Origin of the sequence: Lentzea aerocolonigenes, assembly GCF_000974445.1 — a bacterium.
Taxonomy (GTDB): Bacteria; Actinomycetota; Actinomycetes; order Mycobacteriales; family Pseudonocardiaceae; genus Lentzea; species Lentzea aerocolonigenes.
In genome coordinates, this window is the sequence record NZ_BBOJ01000008.1 from 165954 (window position 1) to 184983 (window position 19030).

The following is a 19030-nucleotide window of genomic DNA, read 5'->3' on the forward strand; positions in this document are numbered from 1 at the left end:
CGCATGATTACTCACGCGCACTCGATGACCATCAACGTCGGGGACCTGGACGAGGGCCTGCGGTTCTACGTGGACGTGCTGGGTTGGGAGAAGCGGCAGGACAACAACGAGGCCGGCCTGCGCTGGCTGACCGTCGCTCCTCCCGGCGCCCAGACGGCGTTCGCGCTGACGGTTTCCGACACGCCCAACGTGTCGTTCTCGACGGGCTGTGGGGTCTCGCTGATCACCGACGACATCGACGCCGACGTCGCGGCGTTCGAGCGGGAGGGGGTGCGGGTGAAGGCGGCGCCGGAGACCATGCCGTGGGGTGATCGGGCGACCTGGTTCAGCGACCCGTTCGGCAACGAGTTCTTCCTCGTTCAGCCCGCTTCGTAGCAGAGTGGGCGGCATGACCTCTTTCGCCGCGTACCAGAACGAGATCTACCTGCAGGGGCTCGGCGGCGCGGTGCCGCCGTTCACCACCGACCCGGACGCGCTGGAGCAGTCGGCGCGCGAGCGGCTGGGGCCGGGTCCGTTCTGGTACGTGGCGGGAGGCGCGGGCTCCGGCGCCACCGTGCGGGCGAACCGGGACGCGTTCGAGCGGGTGCGGATCGTGCCGCGGATGCTCACCAACGCGACCGAACGCCACCTCGGTGTCTCGGTGCTGGGCACGGAGCTGCCCGCGCCGGTGATGCTCGCACCCGTTGGCGTGCAGTCGATCCTGCACCCGGACGGCGAGCTGGCCACCGCCCGTGCCGCGGCCGAGCTCGGGGTGCCGATGGTGCTGTCGACGGCGTCCTCGCACACCATCGAGGAGGTCGCCGAGGCGTCCGGCGACGGGCCGCGCTGGTACCAGCTGTACTGGCCGAACGACCCGGACGTGTGCGCATCGCTGCTGGAGCGGGCGAAGAAGGCCGGGTACACGGCGTTGGTCGTCACGCTCGACACGTGGACGCTGGCGTGGCGGCCGCACGACCTCGACCAGGCGTACCTGCCGTTCCTGCGCGGGGTGGGCACGGCGATCCCGTTCAGCGACCCGGTTTTCCGCGCCGGGCTGCAGAAGTCGCCCGAGGAGGATCTGCCGATGGCGATCCTGCGGTGGGTGCAGCTCTTCACCGGCACCGACAAGTCGTGGGACCAGCTCGCGTTCCTGCGCGAGCACTGGGACGGGCCGATCGTCCTCAAAGGAATCCAGCACCCGGACGACGCGCGCAAGGCCGTCGAGTCCGGAATGGACGGTGTCGTCGTGTCGAACCACGGCGGGCGGCAGGTCGACGGCGCGGTCGGGTCGCTGGACGTGCTGCCGTCGATCGTCGAGGCGGTGGGGGAGCAGGTCGACGTGCTGTTCGACTCCGGGATCCGCTCCGGTGCCGACATCGTGAAGGCGCTGGCGCTGGGCGCCAAGGCCGTGATGGTCGGGCGGCCGTTCGCCTACGGACTGGCGCACGGCGGGCAGGTCGGTGTGAAGCACGTGCTGAGGAGCCTGCTCGCCGACTTCGACCTGACGCTGGGACTGTCGGGTCACCGCAGCCCGGCCGAGCTGGGCCCGGACGCGCTGCGGTTCACCTGACGAACGAGTACTACGGCATCGTCGCGGTCATCCGGGCGAGCGTGGCGAAGTCGGCTGGCTGCACCCGCAGCCAGCCCTCGCTCTTCGCCGCGAGGTACCGCCCGCTCGGCGTGTCGATGTACGAGAGCGGAGCGAGGCAACGCTGCTTGCGGCCCCGGTGGTCGCGCTTGGCCGAGTAGACCTGACCGGCACCGGTGCGCGGCTGGCCCATGATCTCCTTGAGCTGCGCCACCAGCTGGTCGTTCGGCGTGCTCGTCGGACGGCTCTGCTGCATGAACGAGCCCGTGTCCTCATAGGACGGCTGACGCTTCTGCTTCAGCGCGTCCTCCGGCACCGTGATCGGGTTGCCCTTGCCGGCCGGCGTGGGCGGCAGCGCGCCGACGAGCGCCTGCGGTGCCTCCTCCGGGCGGACGGGCTCCAGCACGAACTGCTGGTCCGGCGTCAGCACGATGCGCAGCGCGTCCTGGCCGTTCGACACGACCAGCGCGCTCTGCTGCGGGCCGTCCTTCACGCTGAAGTACGCCCAGTACTCGACGCCCGCCTCCACCACGAGCCGCAGCGCGCCGGCCAGGTCCGGGTGGACCTGGCTGCCGCGCGCGAGCCCGGTCTGTTCGAGTTGCGCCCACGCCGTGCGCTGCAACTGGTCGAGCTCGCTCAGGTCGCCCGACTCGAGGCGTTCCTCGTCGTAGTCGACCTGGGCGAGCAGCGCACGGTGCAACGACGGCAGGCCCGCCGCCTGCCACGCCTGGTAGAGCGCGGTGACTGGAATGGCGACCCTGCTTCTCAGCACGACTTTCTCCTCATCCGCCGATGACGGGCGGAGCCACCATCGTTCCGTCACCGAAGATGTCCTCGGTCTCCTGCAGGTAGGACGCGGACTTGTGTTCCTTGTCCTCGTCTCCCTCACCTTTGCCACCGTGGCCGCCCATGCCGCCACCCATGCCCGCGGCGCCACCGCGCCCGGCCGCACCAGCAGCGCCGGACCCGGCAGGCCCGAAGCCGCCGGCGCCACGCCCCTGCTCACCGGCGACACCGGCCGCGCCACCGAACCCGCTGCCCATGCCACCGGGACCGCCGAGGCCACGGGCCGCCGCGGCACCACCGAGGCCACCGCCGCCGCCACCACGACCACCGCCCGTGCCACCACCGGGCCCGCCGAGCCCACGACCACCGGGGCCGCCACCCTGACGGTTGCGCGGGTCGTTGGGGTCGAACCGGCCGCGGTTGCGCGGGTCGTTCGGGTTGTTCGGATCCCACCGGCCACCGGGCGGAATGCCCTGGTCGGAGCCGGGAGGCCGGTTGCGCGGGTCGTTGGGGTCGGTGCCGGGCGGGAACTGGGTCTGCGGGGGACCCGGTTCGAGCCACGACGGGTTGGTGGTGTCACCCGGCGGCTTCCAGCCGGACTTGTTGGTGTCGTCACCGGGACCGCCCGTGCCGGGCGGCTGGCCGGTACCGGGAGGCTGGCCCGTGCCGGGAGGCGTGTACGGATCTCCCGAGCCGTTGCGGTCGACCTGGTTGATGTTCTTGTCGCCGCCGCCCTGCTGCTCCATGCCCGCATCGCCGGCGGTCGGCGAGATGAAGGTCGGCATGGTGCTGACGGTCGCCGCGGCGGCGTCCCGGTACTGGTTGTACGCCCGGATGTTCTGCTCGTTGGACTGCTGGTTCTTCTTGACCGCCTCGTCGTAGTCGGTCTCCCACCACGCCAGGTCGTTGAAGTACGGCTTGTCCGGCACCTTCGGAGGTTCCGACATCGAGTTCTTGGCGTTGACGTACGCCTCACCGAGGGCTTCGGTGTTCTTTCCCGCGGTGCCCGCGGACTCGCCGGTGACGTCGGCCCAGGTCGCGAGCGGCGACGTCGCGCCACGGGCCGCGTCACCTGCCGAGCCCTCCCAGCTGGCGCCGGAGTCGCTCACCGCCTTGTTGATGAGAGCCGACACGTCGACGTGGCCGTTGGCGAGGTCCGTCCAGGCCTGCGCGGCCGGTGTGGTGCTCTGGTTCGGCCCCTTGCCCTTGTCGAACCACTTGTAGACAGTTTCGCCGTCCGCGCAGGGAATCAGCGCGAAGCCGGCAGTACTCGACGCGTCCCCAGCCATCTCCCTACCCCTTCAGGTTCGTGATGATCAACTGCGCGACTCGCTCGCTCTCAGGGCACGGCTTCTTGGCGGTTCGCTCGTCCGCGGCGGTGGAGACCTGAACCATGACCGAGTCGGTCTTGGAGGCCTGGACGACGGTCGCGCACGCCAGCTCGCCACCACCCCGGTCATAGGAGACCACCCGTACACCGTCGATCTTCTTGTCGGTGAAGTTGGGAGTGTCCTTGACGTTGTTTACCGCGTCTTCGAAGTCCTGGCCCTCGGTCACCGTGACCACGTAGGTCGAGTTCTTGATGACGTCCTTGCCTTGATAGGTGCAGTTCGGGCCGAGCACGCCCGTGCCGGGCGTGGTGGCGCGCAGCGTGCCGAGTGTGGCCACCTGGTCCGGCTTGAGGACGCTGCACGGGGCGGACACGTACTTGGCGATGCTCAGGCCCGGTCCGCCACTCGTGGGCTCACTGGTCGTCGTCTGGCCGCCGGTCGCAGGCGGAGTCGTGGGGTTTCCGCCGGTCTGGCTGCTCGTACATCCTGCGAGCGCACCGAAGGCGAACACCGTGGCCAGCAGAGCGGTCATGCGCTTCAAGATCGTGTCAGCCCTTCACCGCGGCCTCTGCCGCCTCGTCGGTGCCCCGGTACTCGGCCAGAGCCTTTTCGATGTTCTTGATGGTCTGCTCGAGCGCCTTCTGCGCTTCGATGTTCGCCCACACGTAGCCACCTTCAGCACCGCTGGCAGCCCTGACCACGGAGTTCTTCGCAGCCTCGCTGACCGGGTCGGGGCCGGGAGCGCCCAATCGCTCGAGGTCGTTGCCCTTGCGCTGCAGGTCCATCAACTTTTCGATCGCAAGCCTCAAGCCGTCGATCATCTTCTGCGCCTGGTCAGGATCGACACTGAACTTCGTGACTCCGCCACCTGCGGCCGCGCCTGCCGCCGCTCCAGCGGCCGCACCGGCTCTCACGGGCACGAGTGCATCGAACATCAGCATCTCAGCCAGCTCCCCTCAGAACTCAACACCCCGGTTAGAGGATTTTTACACAGGCGAGGTTCCCCTTGGAGGCGATCGAATCAGCTGATCAGGTCACATGGCCGATTCGTTCAAGACCACGCGGAGCAACCGGCCTACGGTCGAGGACATGATCGAACGAGCGAGGAACTTCATCTGGCTGAACGCCCGCACGCTGGAACAACGCTGGTTCGAGCACGCCTTCGACGGTGGCGCGGCGCACGCCGTCGTCCAGGCCGTGCTGGCCTTCCGCAACGACGACGGTGGTTATGGTCACGCCCTCGAACCCGACCACCGCGGGCCCACCAGCCAGCCGCTGCACGTCCTGCGCGCCCTCCAGATGTTCGGCGAGGTCAACGCTCCCGAGCACGCCGAACCGGTGTTGGCCTGGCTCGAGGCGACCTGTCCCGACGGGAGTGTCCCGTTCGGCATGTCGACGTCGAAGGGTCACCCGATGGCGCCGTGGGTCACCGCCGACGACCAGGGCGGACTGCTGCTGACCTCCCAGATCGCCGCCGCGCTGCACGCTCTGGAGCTGAACCACCCCTGGCTCGACCGGGCGACCGACTACTGCTGGCAGGAGATCGAGAAGCTCGACCACACCCATCCGTATGAGCTGCGCGGGGCGGTGATGTTCCTGGACGAGGTGCCCGACCGGGCGCGCGCCGAGCTCGCCGCCGAGAAGATCAAGCACCTCAAGCCGAGCACCGAGGGGTACGCGGAGGGCGAATCCCTTCCGCTGCACGAGTACGCGCGGAAGCCCTCCAGCGTCGCCAGGACCTGGTTCTCCGAGGAGGAGCTCGAGAACGACCTCGACGAGTTGCAGAACGGACAGCAGGAGGACGGCGGCTGGAACTTCGGCTTCCCCGCCTTCACTCCGATCACCCACTTCGAATGGCGCTCCATCGCCACGATCGACGCCCTGCTGACGCTGCGCCGTTACGGCCGGATCAGCTGACCCAGCGGCACGCCGGCCAACGCGCGAACCTCGCGGGCCAGGTGCGCCTGGTCCGCGTAGCCGGCTTCGACAGCCACCGAGGCGAACGGCAGCCCGCTCCACGCCAGGCGCATCGCCGCGTCGAACCGCAGCACGCGCTGCAACACCTTGGGCGGATAGCCGAACGCGTCCAGGCACCGGCGCCGCAGCTGCCGCGAGCTCAGGCCGATCTCCCACGCCGCCGCGGCGACGTCGACGGTTCGCAGCAACGAGGCCGTGCCGCTCAGCACGGGATCCACCACCACCCGCGTGGCGCAGAACGCCACCATGTCCGAGAAGGACTCGAGCCGGGCGGAAGGCACCAGTTCCGGCAACGGAACCCGCAGATCCCGCACCGCGTGCGCGGGCACGCCGAACACCGACGGGAACGCCCCCGGTGGCAGCCGCACGCCGTACAACGTCCCGGGCGCGACGTGAGCGAGCTGCGCCCGCGTGTCCGGGCCTGCCACGAACAACGCGCCGGAAGCGGGTGTCCACATCAGATCGGTGCAGCCGTCCGGCACCACGCGCTGCACGGTCGGCGTGGAGACCGTGCGCGTCCACAGGCAGGCGAGGCCCGCGGGGGCGGGACGTTCCGCGTACACAGGTCCATCATCCACCCGTGGCAGGATGATCAACGACATCTACTGGGAGGAATGTCGATGAAGTGAATCCTGTCCACGGCAGCAGCGGTTTCGGTCGCTCTGGGCGTGATCCTCGCCGGCGCGGGCACTGCGTCCGCGCAGGAGCCCTACAAGAAGTACCCGACGAAGTCCGCGTGCGAGACGGCGGGCTTCCAGTACTACGCGACCGGCAAGACGGTGCGCTGGGACTGCACCGGGCCGCACTCCGCGAGCCCCGCCGGCCAGAAGTACTGGCTCTACCTGCTGCCCAGGTGAAACGACCGGAAGCCCTGCTCCTCGCGCTGAGGAGCAGGGCTTCCGGTTTCCTGTGGACGATACTGGGATTGAACCAGTGACCCCTACCGTGTCAAGGTAGTGCTCTCCCGCTGAGCTAATCGTCCGTGCAGGACGAGATTCTAGCCCAGAGCCGCCGGGACATGCGCACGCAGGGGTCAGGTTCCGAACTTCACCCAGTTCACGCTCACGTACGGCGCGGGCTGCCCCGAAGTGAACGTCACGTAGACGTCGTGCACCCCGCTGATGTCGGAGATGTTGGCCGGAATGGTTCTCCACGCGTCCCAGCCACCGGTGTTGCCCACCGCGAACGAGCCGACGGGAGCCGCCGTCCGCGAACCCAGCCGCACCTCGACCAGGCCGCTCACGCCGCCACTCGCACCGGAGGCGACCCGCGCGTAGAACTGTCGGGCCGGACCGGAGCCGAAGTCGACGCCGGAGAACTTCAGGTAGCCGCCGTTCGCGATCTGGTGCACGCCCGAACCGCCCTCGGCCGGGGCGATCGAGCCGCCGGAACGCTCGGACGCGTTCTCCGCCTGGAGTTCGGAGTACGCGCTTCCGCCGCCACCAGGGGGAGTGGTGGTCGTGGTGGTGGTGGTCGTCGGGGGAGTGCCGCCAGCCGTGTAGACGGCCACGTAGTCCACGACCAGCGAGTGCCCGGACTGAGTGGCCGCGACAGGGGTCGGCTGGTTGTTGTTCAGCGCGTTCGGGAACGCGCCGCCCATCGCGAGGTTCAGCAGGATGAAGTAGCCCGCGTGCGACGTCATCTGGTCCCACACGCCGGCGCCGACGCGGTCCCTCGTCACCTGGTGGTACGACTGGCCGTCGACGAACCACGTGAACGTCTTCGCGGCGTCGTCCCACTCGAAGCGGTAGGTGTGGAAGGCGGACTGGCAGGACGGGCCGGGGCACGTTCGCGAGTTGCCGATGCCGGTGAACTCGCCGCAGGCACCGCCGGGCGCGACGTCGCAGTGCAGCACGCCCCAGACGGAGTTGATGCCGTTGACGTTCTCCATGATGTCGAACTCGCCGATGCCCGGCCAGTTCCAGTAGTTGCCGCGGAACGGCGAGCCCAGCGCCCAGAACGCCGGCCAGTAGCCGAGTGCGGCCTGGCCGGTGACGTTCGGCATCTGGATGCGGCCCTCGATCGCGAGCTTCCCGCCCACCGCCGGCTTGAAGTTCGCGCGCTGGGTCTCGATGCGCGACGACGTCCAGTTGCCCGCGCCGTCCTTCAGCGCGGTGATGCGCAGGTTGCCCGCGCCGTCGAGTTTGATGTTCTGCGTGCTGTTGGTGTAGTTCTGGATCTCGCCCGTGCCCCAGTTGGCAGGACCGCCGGGGTAGGCGTGACCGAGGTCGAAGATCCAGTTGGAGCTCGACGGCAGCGAACCGTTCGGGCCGTTGAAGTCGTCACCCCACACCTGCGTCCATCCCGCGGCAGGGGGTGGGATCGAAGCGTTGGCGGACATGGCGGCGATCGCCAGGGGTACCGCGGCAAGAAGAGCTGTCGTGGCCGCGAGGACGCGGCGGCGTTGCTTCATGCGCGAGTGACCTCCTCGTCACGGGTGCAGTCCATTTATGAGAGCGCTCTCACGGCGTAAGAACAAGCGCCCGTTCGGACCAACGCTCGTCAATGCGCCAGGTTGCGCCGCGTCTCGTTTGGACTGGGCAGATCAGGTCGAGGGTGGCGGGCAGATCCAGCGGCGCGGTTCGGAGAGCGGACGTTCGTGCAGCTGCTGCCAGACGCCACCTCATGCGTCTCGCTCAACCCGCCGTGATCTGAAACGCCCTGCGCCACAAGCAAAGCCCAGACTTCAGCTGAAACGATCACTTGGCGTCCGCGTAGCACGTCACCGGCACCGCGTTCATCGGGAACCGCACCGCGGTCTCGCCGAACAGCAACCGCGTCGCCTCGCGCCCGGCGTCCGCGATCGCCTCGATCACCGCCTCCGCGTCCTCACGAGGGCAGTGCACGAGCACCTCGTCGTGCTGGAAGAACACGAGATGCGCATCCGCGGGCAACCGGTTGCGCAGCACGCCGAGCAGCGCCGCCGTCCAGTCCGCCGCGCTGCCCTGCACGACGAAGTTGCGGGTGAACCGGCCCCAGTTCCTGGCCGCCTGCCGCGACGAGCTCGACACCTCGCCCGAGTCGTCGGCGCCGCCGGTCAGCTCGCGCCACGCCTCCGAGGGGGAGGGGGAGGTGCGCCCGAGCCGTGTGCGCACCATCCGGCCCTGTTCACCGGCCTGCGCCGCCGCTTCCACGTAGCCGACTGCGACGGGAAACCTCCTGCGCAGCACGGCGAGCAGCGGCCCCGCCTCACCGGACGTGCCGCCGTACATCGCCGACAGCATCGCGATCTTCGCGCGCGGTCTCTCGCCGGAGAACGAGTCGGCGGCCAGCGCGGAGTACAGGTCGTCGTCCCCGCACACCTCGATCAACCTCTGATCTCCCGACAGCGCCGCGAGAATGCGCGGTTCGAGTTGCGACGCGTCCGCCGCCACCAGGCACCAGCCCTCGTCCGCGATCACGGCCTTGCGCATCAGCCGTGGAATCTGCAGCGCCGCACCGCCCCGCGACGCCCATCGGCCCGAAACCACCCCTCCCACAACGTAATCAGGCCGGAACCGCCCGTCCCGCACCCACGCGTCGAGCCACGTCCAGCCGTGCGCCACCCACAGCCGTGCACGCTCCTTGTACTCCAGCAACGGTTCCACGGCGGGATGGTCGATCTTCTTCAGCACCCACCGCCGCGCGGACGGCACGTCGATGCCCTCCCGCGCGAACGCCCGCACGATGCTCGCCGGCGCGTCCGGGTTGACCTCCTTGCCGCCGAACGCCTCACGGATCTGGTCCGCGAGCGCCTGCAACACCTTCGGCCGCACGCCCGGCGCGGTCCGCGGGCCGAGCATCTCCTCCAGGATCTCGTTGTGCACGTCCTCCCGCCACGGCAGTCCGTGGTGCGTCATCTCCGCGGCCACCAGCGCCGACGCCGACTCCGCCGCGATGAGCAACCCCAGGGCCGGATTCCGTTGCTGGGCGCGGAAAACGAGCGACAACGCCGCCACCGCGTCCGTGCCGCCCGGCAGCACCACCGGCTCCGGCTCGAACAACGTCAGCTCGACGTCCTTCTTGCGCGGTCCCAGATCCGCCGGTGCGGGCAGTCCCAGCTCCCGCGCCAGCGCCGCGGGGAGCTCTCGCGGTTCGCGGTGCCTGCCCTCGGCGCCGAGCAGCAACGCCTCGGTCAGGTGGAGGTCCCAGCACCGGTCCACCCGCACCCCTTCGGCCAGCAGCGCCGGGTAGATCTCGCCGGTGTCGGCCCACACCCACCTCGGCCTGTGGGCGCGTTCCAGCGACGTGACGGCGGAGGCCAGCGACGAAGCCGTCATCACGGGACCGGCGGGCGTCCCGTCGTCGTGCAGCTTCTGCCACCGGCCCGCGCCGTCCGCTTCCGGGACGAGGGCGACCAGCACAGCTCAGATTGTGCAGCGGGGGTCTGACAATTTCAGTTCAGGCTGAAACGCAGGCCGCTAGTCGTTGGAGCTTCTCCATGCCAGTCAGCAAAGGAGTGAAGGAAAAACGGGAAAAGACCACGATGGTGTGGTCTTCCTACCCCTCGCCCACACCCCAGCCGACTATGAAGCCGTGGACCGAGCACTCAGCGTCGCCGCATTGCTGGATCCCACCCACCAGGTGGTCCCCTTTCACGGCAGAGAAACCGAGCTGCAGACCCTCACGCACTGGCGCGACAGCCCCGCGCCACAGGCGTCCCTGCTGCTGCACGCACCGGCCGGCGCGGGCAAGACCAGGCTCCTGCAGCACTTCCAGCAGGAGCACTGGGACGACGACGAGCACGGCAGGCTGCTGCTGATCGACGACGCCGACCGCCTGGCGTGGCAGGACGTCTTCCGGAAACTGCAGGACACCCTCCGGCACGGACCGGCGCGCACGCGCGTGCTGCTGGCGGCGAGGGCCACGGGCTGGTGGTGGTCCTCCACCCGCCAGCGCATCGCGGACTTCGACCACGAGGTCACCGACCTCGAGCTCGCCCCCACCCTCGACGACCGCGCGGAGTCGTTCACCCTGGCCTGCCAGCACTTCGCCAAGCAGCTCAGCGTCACCGCCCCCGACGAGCCACCGCCGAACATCGCCCACGAAACGGTCCTCGACCTGCACCTCGCCGCGCTGACCTCGGTCCGCGGCGACCCGTGCGACGTGAACCGCACCCAGCTCGTCCGTCAGCTCCTCGACCACGGCCCGGCCACCGGCCGCCTGGCAGAGGACTTCCTCGCGGTCACCACGCCGAACACCCCGGACCCCGACTTGCTCGCCCGCGCGGCCCCGCGCTGGCCCCAGCTGCGCCAGAAGCTCGACGAGGTCGTCGCCACGAACCCGGCGATCGCGCTCGTCCTCGCCCCGGACAGCCTCCGCATCGCCGCCGAGATCGGTTCCCAGGCCACGCTCGACCACCTCGCCCGCCAGGTCTTCCGCTCCGAACGGTTCGCCGTCGACGCGATCGGATCGTTGCTCACCCGCAGGTTGGTCGAGCGCGCCACCAGCACCCTCGAACGCGCCGAGATGTACGGGATGCTCAGCGCCCGCACGATGCTCTGCGGCCTGCGCCAGGAGTCCGTCGAGGCCTCCCAGAACGAGGTCGAGTGCTACCGCGAGCTCGTGCGGCAGGACCCCGAGAACCGGCCGTTGCTCGCGGACGCGCTCGGAGACCTGGGCCTGAGGCTCATCAACGCCGGGCGGCGGGACGAGGTGCTGGCGGTCTCCGAGGAGGCCATCGCGCTCTGGCACGAGATCGCGCTCGACGACCCGGAAACCACCCCGCAGCTCGCCTCCGCCCTCGAACAGATCAGCTACCGCTACCAGGCGCTCGGCCAGGACGAGGCCGCGATGACCGCCATCAGCCGCGCCACCCTGCTCTTCCAGGAACTGTCGAAGAACCACCCGGCCCTGTTCCGCTCCGACTTCGCGCGGGTCGCGGCCGCCATGGCCCGCCGCTTCCACGTCGAGGGCCAGAAACAGCACGCGGCGGACTCGATGCAGCTCTCCATCGCGAACTGGCGGGTGCTCGCCCAGGAGGATCCGCGCTACGAACCGGAGCTCGCCCGCAACCTCGTCGTCGCCGCCACCATGCTCATCGACCTGAGCAGGGCCGAAGCGGCGCGCGAGGCGGTGAAGGAGGCCGTCGACCTCTTCCGCAGGCTCGCTGTCGTCAACCCCGAGACGTTCCGCGCCGAGCTCGCCGGTGCGCTGGTGCGGCACAGCCAGGCGCTGGGCGAGGGCCTGGACGCCGAGCTCACCGCGCGCGAAGCCGTGATGGCGTGGCGCGAGACCGGCGACAGGAAGGGCCTCGGCGCGGCACTGCTCAACGTCGCCCAGATCGCCCGCGACCTCGGCGCGGCGGAGGAAGCCGTCGAGGTGTACCGGGAACTGGTGGCGGAGGACCTCGTCTGGAACCAGGTCGACCTCGTGGTCGCCCTGGCGGCCCTCGTCGAGCAGCAGCTCCGGCACGACCTGGACGACGAGGCGTTGCGCACCGCCGACGAGTGTCTCGACATCTGCCACCGGCTGCCGTCGCAGCTCGTCGACTTCTTCGGCGCGAAACTGGCTCCCGCCCTGCAGTCCGCGGCGCGCGCACTGTCCGATTCGGACCACCACGTCCGCGCGGTGCGGGCGTCCGAGTTCGCGGTCGAGGTCTGCTGTGTGCTCATTCCGAAGACGTCACCCGCCGTCTACCCCGCCGCTGTCCAGCAGCACGCGTGCCGGCTCCGTGGCGCGGAACGCAAGGACGAGGCGCGCAACACCGCGCACACGGCCCTCGTGATGTGGCACCTGAGCGGGCTGGACCTCGACCGGCAACCCGACTACGCCGATGCGTTGACGATCTACGGACGGCTCTGCGCGGAGACGAGTTACGAGACGGACAAAGCACTTCGGCTCACCCACCGCGCGGTCGAGATCCTCCGCGAGGCGGGTGAGCCGGTGAAGCTGGAGTTTGCCCTCGAAACGGTCGAGGCGCTCAGCTCTTGGTGAGCATCGACCGCACGAAGAACGCCACGTTGGCCGGACGCTCCGCCAGACGACGCATGAAGTAGCCGTACCACTCGTCGCCGTACGGCACGTACACGCGCATGCGGTTGCCCTCGGCGGCGATGCGGCGCTGCTCCTCGGGCCGGATGCCGTACAGCATCTGGAACTCGTAGGAGTCCTTCGACCGCGCGGAGGCCAGGTCGGCGGCGATCGCGATCAGCCGCGGGTCGTGCGAGGCCACCATCGGGTAGCCCTGACCCTCCATCAGCACCTTGAGGCACCGCACGTACGACAGGTCGACGTCGTGCTTGTCCTGGTACGCAACGGAAGCAGGCTCCTGGTACGCACCCTTGCACAGCCGCACACGCGAACCGGAGTACGCGAGATCCCGGCAGTCCTGCTCGGTGCGCCGCAAGTACGCCTGCAGCACCGCGCCGACCCAGGGGAAGTCCACGCGGAGCTCACGCAGGATCCCCAGCGTGGAGTCCGTGGTGGTGTGGTCCTCCATGTCCAGCGTCACGGTCGTGCCGACGACAGCGGCGGCGGCACAGATCCGCCGCGCGTTCTCCAGCGCGATCTTCTCGCCGTCGACCGGCAGCGACTGGCCGACGGCGGACAGCTTCACCGACACCTCGGCGCCGTCCGTCAGACCGTGCGACTCCAGCCGCGCGAGCAGCGTCAGGTACGCCTCGACGGTGTCGTTGGCCTGCGATTCCTCGACGGTGTCCTCACCGAGGTGGTCCAGCGTCACCAGGCGCCCGTCGGCGAGCACCTCGGCCGTCGCGCGGATCGCCGACGAGACGTCCGCACCGGCGACGAACCGCTCGACGACCGGCCGGGTCAGCGGCGTCGACTCGACGAGCTTGCGCGTGCCCGCGCTGCGGGACGCCAGAAGAAGGCTGTTGCGCAACATCAGAGCCCCTGGTGCGGGTGGAGGTGGTTGGTGGGCGCCGCGAAGGTCTCCTTGATGGAACGCGGGCTGACCCAGCGGAGCAGGTTGTGGACCGACCCCGCCTTGTCGTTCGTGCCGGACGCGCGGCCGCCGCCGAACGGCTGCTGACCCACGACGGCACCGGTCGGCTTGTCGTTGACGTAGAAGTTGCCGGCGGCGAACCGCAGCTCCTCCTGCGCGTGCGCGACGGCGGACCGGTCACGAGCGATGATCGAACCGGTCAGCCCGTACGGCGCCGCGCTCTCCATCTGCCGCAGGACCTTCAGGTAGTCCGCGTCCTCGAAGACGTGGACCGCGAGCACCGGGCCGAAGAACTCGGTGGTGAACACGGAGTTCGTGGGGTCGGAACCGACGAGCACGGTCGGGCGGACGAAGAAGCCGTCCGAGTCGTCCGCGGTGCCGCCGGCGGCGATCTCCAGCGACGAGTCGGCGCGAGCGGCCTGCAGCACACCCGACAGCTTGTCGAACGAACGGCGGTCGATCACCGCGCCACCGAAGTTCGAGAAGTCGGTGACGTCGCCGTAGGTCAGCGCCTCGACCTCGGCCAGGAACTGGTCGGAGATCTTGTTCCACACCGACCGCGGCACGTAGGCGCGCGACGCGGCGGAGCACTTCTGGCCCTGGTACTCGAAGGCACCGCGGAGCAGGGCGACGCGCAGCACGTCCGGGTCGGCCGACGGGTGCGCCAGGACGAAGTCCTTGCCGCCGGTCTCTCCGACGATCCGCGGGTACGAGCGGTAGTTGGCGATGTTCGCGCCGACCTGCGCCCACAGCTTCTGGAACGTCGCGGTGGAACCGGTGAAGTGGATGCCCGCGAGGTCAGGGGAGCTCAGCGCCACCTCGGACACGGCGAGACCGTCGCCGGGCAGCAGGTTGATGACGCCGGGCGGCATGCCCGCCTCTTCCAGCAGCCGCATGGTGAGGTGCGCGGCGAACGACTGGGTCGGCGACGGCTTCCACAGCACCACGTTGCCCATCAGCGCGGGCGCGGTCGGCAGGTTGCCGGCGATGGCGGTGAAGTTGAACGGCGTGATCGCGTAGACGAAACCCTCGAGCGGACGGTGGTCCGTGCGGTTCCACACGCCGGGGGACGAGATCGGCTGCTCGGCCAGCAGGTTGCGGGCGAACTGCACGTTGAAGCGCCAGAAGTCGATCAGCTCGCACGCCGAGTCGATCTCCGCCTGGATCGCGGTCTTCGACTGGCCGAGCATCGTGGCGGCGTTCAGCGTCTGTCGCCACGGGCCGGCGAGCAGGTCGGCGGCACGCAGCAGGATCGCCGCGCGGTCGTCGAACGACATCGCGCGCCACGCCGGAGCGGCCTCACGAGCGGTGCGCAGAGCGTCCTGGGTGTCCTGCTGGGTCGCGCCGGCCAGCGTGCCGAGGACCGAGCGGTGGTTGTGCGGCTGGACGACGTCGAACCGCGCGCCGCCACCCATGCGCTGCTCGCCACCGATGGTCATCGTCAGCTCGAGCGGCTCCTTCTGCAGCTCGGCCAGCTTGGCCTGCAGTTCGGCGCGCTCCGGGGTGCCGGGGGCGTACTGCAGGACCGGCTCGTTGACCGGGGCGGGAACCTGGGTGACAGCGTCCACTCGTCAACTCCTCTTTGAGATGGGGTGCCCAAACCGTAAGTCCGCACCCTCTCCTCCTCTTTGTGCAACCGGCCAAGATTCACCATGCCAGATGTAGAATCGGCCAACATTGAAGTGCACGCGGGGAGCTTTCGTGTCGTAAAAGGACACGCGGGGTCCCCGCGTACCGGAAAGGCAGGGCGGGGATGAGCCTGCGTCACATCCTGATCGCGCTCGGCGATCCCCTCGTCGAACTGCAGGTCGCGCCCAACGGCCTGGAGGTCGACGTGCGCGATGTCGTGATCATGGATCCGGACGACCCGCCGGATGCGGCTGCCGGAGATCTGGCCTTGCTCATCGGGGCACGTGGCCGGGCCGCGTTGCCGCTGATCAGGGCCGCCGGACGAGCGAAAGCAGCGGCCGTCGCGGTCAAGGAGTCGTCGCAGGCGCTCGAACAGGCGGCGACCGACGCGGGCGTGGCCTTGCTGGAGGTCCGGCCCGAGGTGCGCTGGGGGCACCTGGAGTCGTTGGCCAAGGGCGTGCTGACCACCACGACCGACGACGGCGAGGTCCTCGGTGACCTGTTCGCGCTCGCGCAAACGATTGCGACCCTGACCGGCGGCATCGTCAGCATCGAGGACACCGCGAGCCGCGTGCTGGCCTACTCGCGGTCCTCCGACGAGGTCGACGAACTGCGGCGGCTGTCCATCCTGGGCCGCCAGGGCCCCGAGCCGTACCTGAAGATGCTGCGCGAGTGGGGCGTCTACAACCTGCTGCGGTCGTCGGAAGAGGTCGTCCGGATCGACGAACGCCCGGAGCTCGGCATCCGGCGCCGCATCGCCGTCGGCATCCACGCGGGACGGCAGCCCCTCGGCGCGATCTGGGTGCAGGAGGGCGACCAGCCGTTGACCGAGCAGGCGGAACGGGCGTTGCTCGGCGCCGCCCGCGTCACCGCTCCGCACCTGATCCACCAGCGCAACCAGCCTGCGTCACGGTTCCGCGAGAACCTCCTCGCCGCGCTGCTGACCGGCCGGATGGACGCCGCCACCGTCGCCGGCCAGATCGGCGCCGATCCGCGCAAGCCCGCCGCCGTGGTGGTCTTCGCGCTGCGAGGTGGCGAAGGCGACCGCAGCGAGCACGAGCTCCGGCGCGCCGAGATGACCGGGCTGATCTCCGTGCACGCGGCGGCGTACCGGCGCAGCGCGTTGGTGAGCGAGTCCGGCGGCCGCACCTACGTGCTGCTCCCGGACCTCGCGCCGAACGCCCAGCTGCTGAACCTGACCAGGGAGATCGTCACCACCGCACGACGGCACCTGCACACGGCCGTCCAGGCGGCCGTCGGCTCGACGGTGTCCACGTTGGACGAGGTGCAGATCTCCCGGCAGGAGGCCGAACGCGTGCTCGACGCGATGGCCCGCGACCTCGACGACGAGGTGGCGACGCTGGCCGACGTCCGGTCGCAGGTCCTCGTCAGCGAGATCCTGGCGCTGCTCCAGGACAATCCGCGGATCCGCGATCCCCGGATCGACGCGCTCGACCCGGAGCTCGCGAAGTCACTGCTGGCGTACCTCGACGCGTTGGGTGACGTGCGCGCGGCGGCAGACCGTCTGCACGTACACCCGAACACGTTGCGGTACCGGTTGAAGCGTGCCAAAGAGAGTGGTGATGGCCTGGACCTCGACGACCCGCTCGTCCGGCTCGTCGCCCAGCTTCAGCTCAGGATGCGGTAGAGCAGCGCCCGTTCCGCGATCGTCCACGTCGTCGTGGTGAGCAGGTAGAGGCCTGCTGCCAGCGGCAGGTAGGCCGCCACCAGGATCGTGCCGAACGGCAGCACCTTGATCAGCCCGGTCATGAACCCCGGCGTGGGAGTCGTCGTCATCCGCGACTGTTGCCAGCGCACGGTCAGATAGGCCACGACGGCGAGCAGGCCGAACAGCACGAAGAAGACCCACGCGAAACTGCTCATGAAATGAGCACTTAGCGAAACCCCGAAAACAGTGCCATCCAGGAGGGGGTTGGGGGTCGTGACGACCTGGTAAATGACCATGAAGAACGGCATCGTGGCGAGCATCGGCAGCATGCCGGCGAACATCGACACACCGTTGCGCTTGTAGACCTTCTGGGACTCCTCGGAGAGTCGCACGAGGTCCTTGCCGTACTTCTTCTGCAGCTTCTGGATCTCGGGGGCGAGCTTGGCCTTGGCCTTCTCGCCGCGCACGGCGGCGCGGTACAGCGGGTGCAGCATCAGCCGCACCGCGATGGTGAACAGGACGATGGCGAGCGCGGGCATGCCGAAGCTCGCCAGGGCAGCGCCCAGGTCAGCGAACAAGGGTTGGTTCTCCGTATCGAGTTGGGATTTCGGGGGACGTCAGAACGTCCCGCATCCCGGTGCTCGAGGACGGGCCCTGCCTGCGGCGTCGGGATTGCGCAGCCGCAGTTGTGCTGTGCGTTGTGCTCGTTCCCGGATCGAGAGCGACCTCGCCGGTGCCACCGACAGCGGCACCAGCGAGACGATCACGATCAACGCCAGGGCGAGCGCGGTCACGGCCGCGACGACCTCGGTGGGCGAGGAGAACAACGTGAAGGCGTAGAGGGCAGGCAGGAAGACCGCGAGCATCAAGAGCGCTCGATTCCTGGTCTCCGGCCGCCACATGCCTTGCAGACTACCGGGTAGGGAGCGGCTCGGTGCCGAGAACGTTGCCCTGGTGGTCGTACAACGTGACGAGCGTCGCGTCCTCCTTGCTGGGCCACCACGCGAGCAGCCAGTCCCTGCCGATGGTCGCCGTCACCTTCAGGCCGTCCCTGGTCTCGATGAGGGCCTTGCCGACTTTCGGGCTCACCCTTGCGCTGAAGAAACGCATGGGGTTGCTGCCGTCACGGTCCGAATGAAGGCTCGCTCCGTACGAGAGGACCAGCCTCGACCCGAGTTCTTCGAGGCCTTCCGCTCGTCCGCTGCCCGTGAGACTGGCGTGGCCGCCCTGGACGTGGCGGCACAGCAACTCGCTCTGCGGGCCGGTGAACAGCGCCAGCGTCATGATCCCGCGCTGGTCGACGACTGACACTTCGGTGGGAGCCTCGGGGAAGTTCGGCGGTTTCTCTCGCCGGTCGCTCGCCTCGATCATCTCCCGGCACTCCGCGAGCGCGGCCTCGGTGTCCGCGCCGGGCGCCCTGGGCTCGGCCGTCCACGACGCCGAGGCGTTCGGGTTGGTCGGCGTCCAGAGCACCAGCGTCACGGCGACGGCGGCCACGAGCGCGGTCGCGGGCACGGCGAGGCGCCACCAGCGGCGGGACGGTTTCGTGCTGATCTCGTTGAGCAGCGCGTGTTTGCGGACCTGCACGCGCAACGGGTCGAGCTGCGGGATGTCAGGGGTGATCACAGTGCCTCCTCCACGAATGCGCCACGCACGGTGCGTTGCGCACGAGCGAGTCGGGACTTCACCGTGCCGACCGGGATGCCGAGCACCTGGGCGATCTGCGCCTGGCTCAGGTCCGACCACGCGGACATCTCCAGCACCTCGCGGTCCCCGGCGGGCAGCTTCTCGAGCTCGGCGATCACCGCTCTGGTCCTGGTCTCCGCGTCCACCCGCCACGCCACGTCGTCGGCGTGGTCGTCGTCGGTGTCGTGCCGCGGAACCCTGCCGAGCGCTGCCCGGTACCGCGTGCGGGAGCGCTGGTGGTTGCGGGTGGCTCCGAGCGCGACCGTGTACAACCACGGCAGCAGTGACCACGGTTGGGATCCCTCAACCACGACTGACGTGCGTTTGCGCCACGTTTCCATGAACACCACGGACACCAGGTCCTCGGCGACCGCCCACGTGCCGGTGCGGCGCAGGCAGTAGGCGAACACGGCTCGGGCGTGGCGTTCGAACAGCTGCCCGAACGCCTCGCTCCCGCCGGCCCGGACCTGCCCCCAGAGTTCTTCGTCGGTCACGGACCC

19 protein-coding genes and 1 tRNA gene are annotated in these 19030 nt (G+C 69.5%); 6 read left to right on the top strand and 14 right to left on the bottom strand.

The window, feature by feature from the left end:
* The first annotated feature begins 3 nt into the window (after positions 1-3).
* The gene (locus AOM45_RS17290) at positions 4-375 is read left to right on the top strand and encodes a VOC family protein (protein ID WP_030468267.1); all 372 of its coding nucleotides are present in this window, start codon (positions 4-6) and stop codon (positions 373-375) included.
* A gap of 13 nt (positions 376-388) precedes the next feature.
* The gene (locus AOM45_RS17295) at positions 389-1549 is read left to right on the top strand and encodes a lactate 2-monooxygenase (protein ID WP_030468266.1); all 1161 of its coding nucleotides are present in this window, start codon (positions 389-391) and stop codon (positions 1547-1549) included.
* A gap of 10 nt (positions 1550-1559) precedes the next feature.
* Here the strand turns inward: AOM45_RS17295 and AOM45_RS17300 are convergent, their stop codons facing one another.
* From AOM45_RS17300 to AOM45_RS17315, 4 genes are read right to left on the bottom strand one after another with little or no spacing between them, the layout of a single operon-like run.
* Positions 1560-2339, bottom strand: a complete 780-nt coding sequence (locus AOM45_RS17300; RefSeq protein ID WP_030468265.1) for an ESX secretion-associated protein EspG — start codon at positions 2337-2339, stop codon at positions 1560-1562.
* A 10-nt stretch (positions 2340-2349) separates the two neighbouring features.
* Positions 2350-3642: a PPE domain-containing protein gene (locus AOM45_RS17305; RefSeq protein WP_030468264.1), complete on the bottom strand. Its 1293-nt coding sequence runs from the start codon at positions 3640-3642 to the stop codon at positions 2350-2352.
* Between the two features lie 4 nt (positions 3643-3646).
* A complete protein-coding gene (locus AOM45_RS17310; protein WP_030468263.1) occupies positions 3647-4216 on the bottom strand; it encodes a DUF3558 domain-containing protein in 570 nt (189 codons plus the stop codon).
* Positions 4217-4232: 16 nt separating this feature from the next.
* Positions 4233-4625 carry a hypothetical protein gene (locus AOM45_RS17315; RefSeq protein WP_030468262.1) on the bottom strand — a complete coding sequence of 131 codons (393 nt, stop codon included), beginning with the start codon at positions 4623-4625 and terminating at the stop codon, positions 4233-4235.
* A gap of 148 nt (positions 4626-4773) precedes the next feature.
* Here AOM45_RS17315 and AOM45_RS17320 point away from each other — a divergent pair, with 148 nt between their 5' ends.
* Positions 4774-5601, top strand: coding sequence for a hypothetical protein (locus AOM45_RS17320; protein WP_030468261.1), 828 nt, complete (start codon positions 4774-4776; stop codon positions 5599-5601).
* On the opposite strand, the gene AOM45_RS17325 is transcribed toward AOM45_RS17320, so the two are convergent.
* Positions 5583-6239 carry a helix-turn-helix domain-containing protein gene (locus AOM45_RS17325; protein ID WP_236703720.1) on the bottom strand — a complete coding sequence of 219 codons (657 nt, stop codon included), beginning with the start codon at positions 6237-6239 and terminating at the stop codon, positions 5583-5585. The genes AOM45_RS17320 and AOM45_RS17325 overlap by 19 nt on opposite strands.
* 90 nt (positions 6240-6329) lie before the next feature.
* Between AOM45_RS17325 and AOM45_RS17330 the strand changes: the two genes are divergently transcribed.
* The gene (locus AOM45_RS17330) at positions 6330-6518 is read left to right on the top strand and encodes a hypothetical protein (RefSeq protein ID WP_030468259.1); all 189 of its coding nucleotides are present in this window, start codon (positions 6330-6332) and stop codon (positions 6516-6518) included.
* 53 nt (positions 6519-6571) lie between these two features.
* Here AOM45_RS17330 and AOM45_RS17335 read toward each other — a convergent pair.
* The 3 genes from AOM45_RS17335 to AOM45_RS17345 all read right to left on the bottom strand — a co-directional run bounded on the left by AOM45_RS17335 (position 6572) and on the right by AOM45_RS17345 (position 10001).
* A tRNA-Val gene (locus AOM45_RS17335) sits at positions 6572-6643 on the bottom strand.
* 51 nt (positions 6644-6694) lie between these two features.
* Positions 6695-8074 carry a carbohydrate-binding protein gene (locus AOM45_RS17340; protein ID WP_030468258.1) on the bottom strand — a complete coding sequence of 460 codons (1380 nt, stop codon included), beginning with the start codon at positions 8072-8074 and terminating at the stop codon, positions 6695-6697.
* Between the two features lie 286 nt (positions 8075-8360).
* Complete coding sequence (locus AOM45_RS17345) at positions 8361-10001, bottom strand: bifunctional 3'-5' exonuclease/DNA polymerase (RefSeq protein WP_301314180.1); 1641 nt, start codon at positions 9999-10001, stop codon at positions 8361-8363.
* 175 nt (positions 10002-10176) lie between these two features.
* Here AOM45_RS17345 and AOM45_RS17350 point away from each other — a divergent pair, with 175 nt between their 5' ends.
* On the top strand, positions 10177-12576 hold the full coding sequence (locus AOM45_RS17350) for a tetratricopeptide repeat protein (RefSeq protein WP_030468256.1): 2400 nt from the start codon (positions 10177-10179) through the stop codon (positions 12574-12576).
* On the opposite strand, the gene AOM45_RS17355 is transcribed toward AOM45_RS17350, so the two are convergent.
* A complete protein-coding gene (locus AOM45_RS17355; RefSeq protein ID WP_030468255.1) occupies positions 12563-13486 on the bottom strand; it encodes a proline dehydrogenase family protein in 924 nt (307 codons plus the stop codon). The genes AOM45_RS17350 and AOM45_RS17355 overlap by 14 nt on opposite strands.
* Positions 13486-15114, bottom strand: a complete 1629-nt coding sequence (pruA, locus tag AOM45_RS17360) for an L-glutamate gamma-semialdehyde dehydrogenase (RefSeq protein WP_030468254.1) — start codon at positions 15112-15114, stop codon at positions 13486-13488. Before pruA ends, AOM45_RS17355 begins: the two co-directional genes overlap by 1 nt.
* Positions 15115-15299: 185 nt before the next feature.
* Between pruA and AOM45_RS17365 the strand changes: the two genes are divergently transcribed.
* Positions 15300-16823: a PucR family transcriptional regulator gene (locus AOM45_RS17365; RefSeq protein WP_030468253.1), complete on the top strand. Its 1524-nt coding sequence runs from the start codon at positions 15300-15302 to the stop codon at positions 16821-16823.
* Here AOM45_RS17365 and AOM45_RS17370 read toward each other — a convergent pair.
* From AOM45_RS17370 to AOM45_RS17385, 4 genes are read right to left on the bottom strand one after another with little or no spacing between them, the layout of a single operon-like run.
* A complete protein-coding gene (locus AOM45_RS17370; RefSeq protein WP_051783580.1) occupies positions 16805-17422 on the bottom strand; it encodes a YidC/Oxa1 family membrane protein insertase in 618 nt (205 codons plus the stop codon). The genes AOM45_RS17365 and AOM45_RS17370 overlap by 19 nt on opposite strands.
* A 39-nt stretch (positions 17423-17461) precedes the next feature.
* Positions 17462-17746, bottom strand: coding sequence for a DUF6412 domain-containing protein (locus AOM45_RS17375; RefSeq protein WP_030468251.1), 285 nt, complete (start codon positions 17744-17746; stop codon positions 17462-17464).
* A gap of 10 nt (positions 17747-17756) precedes the next feature.
* Entirely contained in the window at positions 17757-18470 is a 714-nt protein-coding gene (locus tag AOM45_RS17380; protein ID WP_030468250.1) for a hypothetical protein, read from the bottom strand.
* Positions 18467-19024 carry an RNA polymerase sigma factor gene (locus AOM45_RS17385; RefSeq protein ID WP_035910455.1) on the bottom strand — a complete coding sequence of 186 codons (558 nt, stop codon included), beginning with the start codon at positions 19022-19024 and terminating at the stop codon, positions 18467-18469. The genes AOM45_RS17380 and AOM45_RS17385 overlap by 4 nt, the downstream gene beginning before the upstream one ends.
* Between the last annotated feature and the right edge of the window lie 6 nt (positions 19025-19030).

What these genes read in the sequence shown, in the direction of transcription:
- AOM45_RS17355 (WP_030468255.1), bottom strand. Translation starts at nt 13,486, where the DNA reads ATGTTGCGCAACAGCCTTCTTCTGGCGTCCCGCAGCGCGGGCACGCGC.
- AOM45_RS17315 (WP_030468262.1), bottom strand. Translation starts at nt 4,625, where the DNA reads ATGCTGATGTTCGATGCACTCGTGCCCGTGAGAGCCGGTGCGGCCGCT.
- AOM45_RS17375 (WP_030468251.1), bottom strand. Translation starts at nt 17,746, where the DNA reads ATGTGGCGGCCGGAGACCAGGAATCGAGCGCTCTTGATGCTCGCGGTC.
- AOM45_RS17295 (WP_030468266.1), top strand. Translation starts at nt 389, where the DNA reads ATGACCTCTTTCGCCGCGTACCAGAACGAGATCTACCTGCAGGGGCTC.
- AOM45_RS17365 (WP_030468253.1), top strand. Translation starts at nt 15,300, where the DNA reads ATGAGCCTGCGTCACATCCTGATCGCGCTCGGCGATCCCCTCGTCGAA.
- AOM45_RS17320 (WP_030468261.1), top strand. Translation starts at nt 4,774, where the DNA reads ATGATCGAACGAGCGAGGAACTTCATCTGGCTGAACGCCCGCACGCTG.
- AOM45_RS17290 (WP_030468267.1), top strand. Translation starts at nt 4, where the DNA reads ATGATTACTCACGCGCACTCGATGACCATCAACGTCGGGGACCTGGAC.
- AOM45_RS17305 (WP_030468264.1), bottom strand. Translation starts at nt 3,642, where the DNA reads ATGGCTGGGGACGCGTCGAGTACTGCCGGCTTCGCGCTGATTCCCTGC.
- AOM45_RS17310 (WP_030468263.1), bottom strand. Translation starts at nt 4,216, where the DNA reads ATGACCGCTCTGCTGGCCACGGTGTTCGCCTTCGGTGCGCTCGCAGGA.
- AOM45_RS17340 (WP_030468258.1), bottom strand. Translation starts at nt 8,074, where the DNA reads ATGAAGCAACGCCGCCGCGTCCTCGCGGCCACGACAGCTCTTCTTGCC.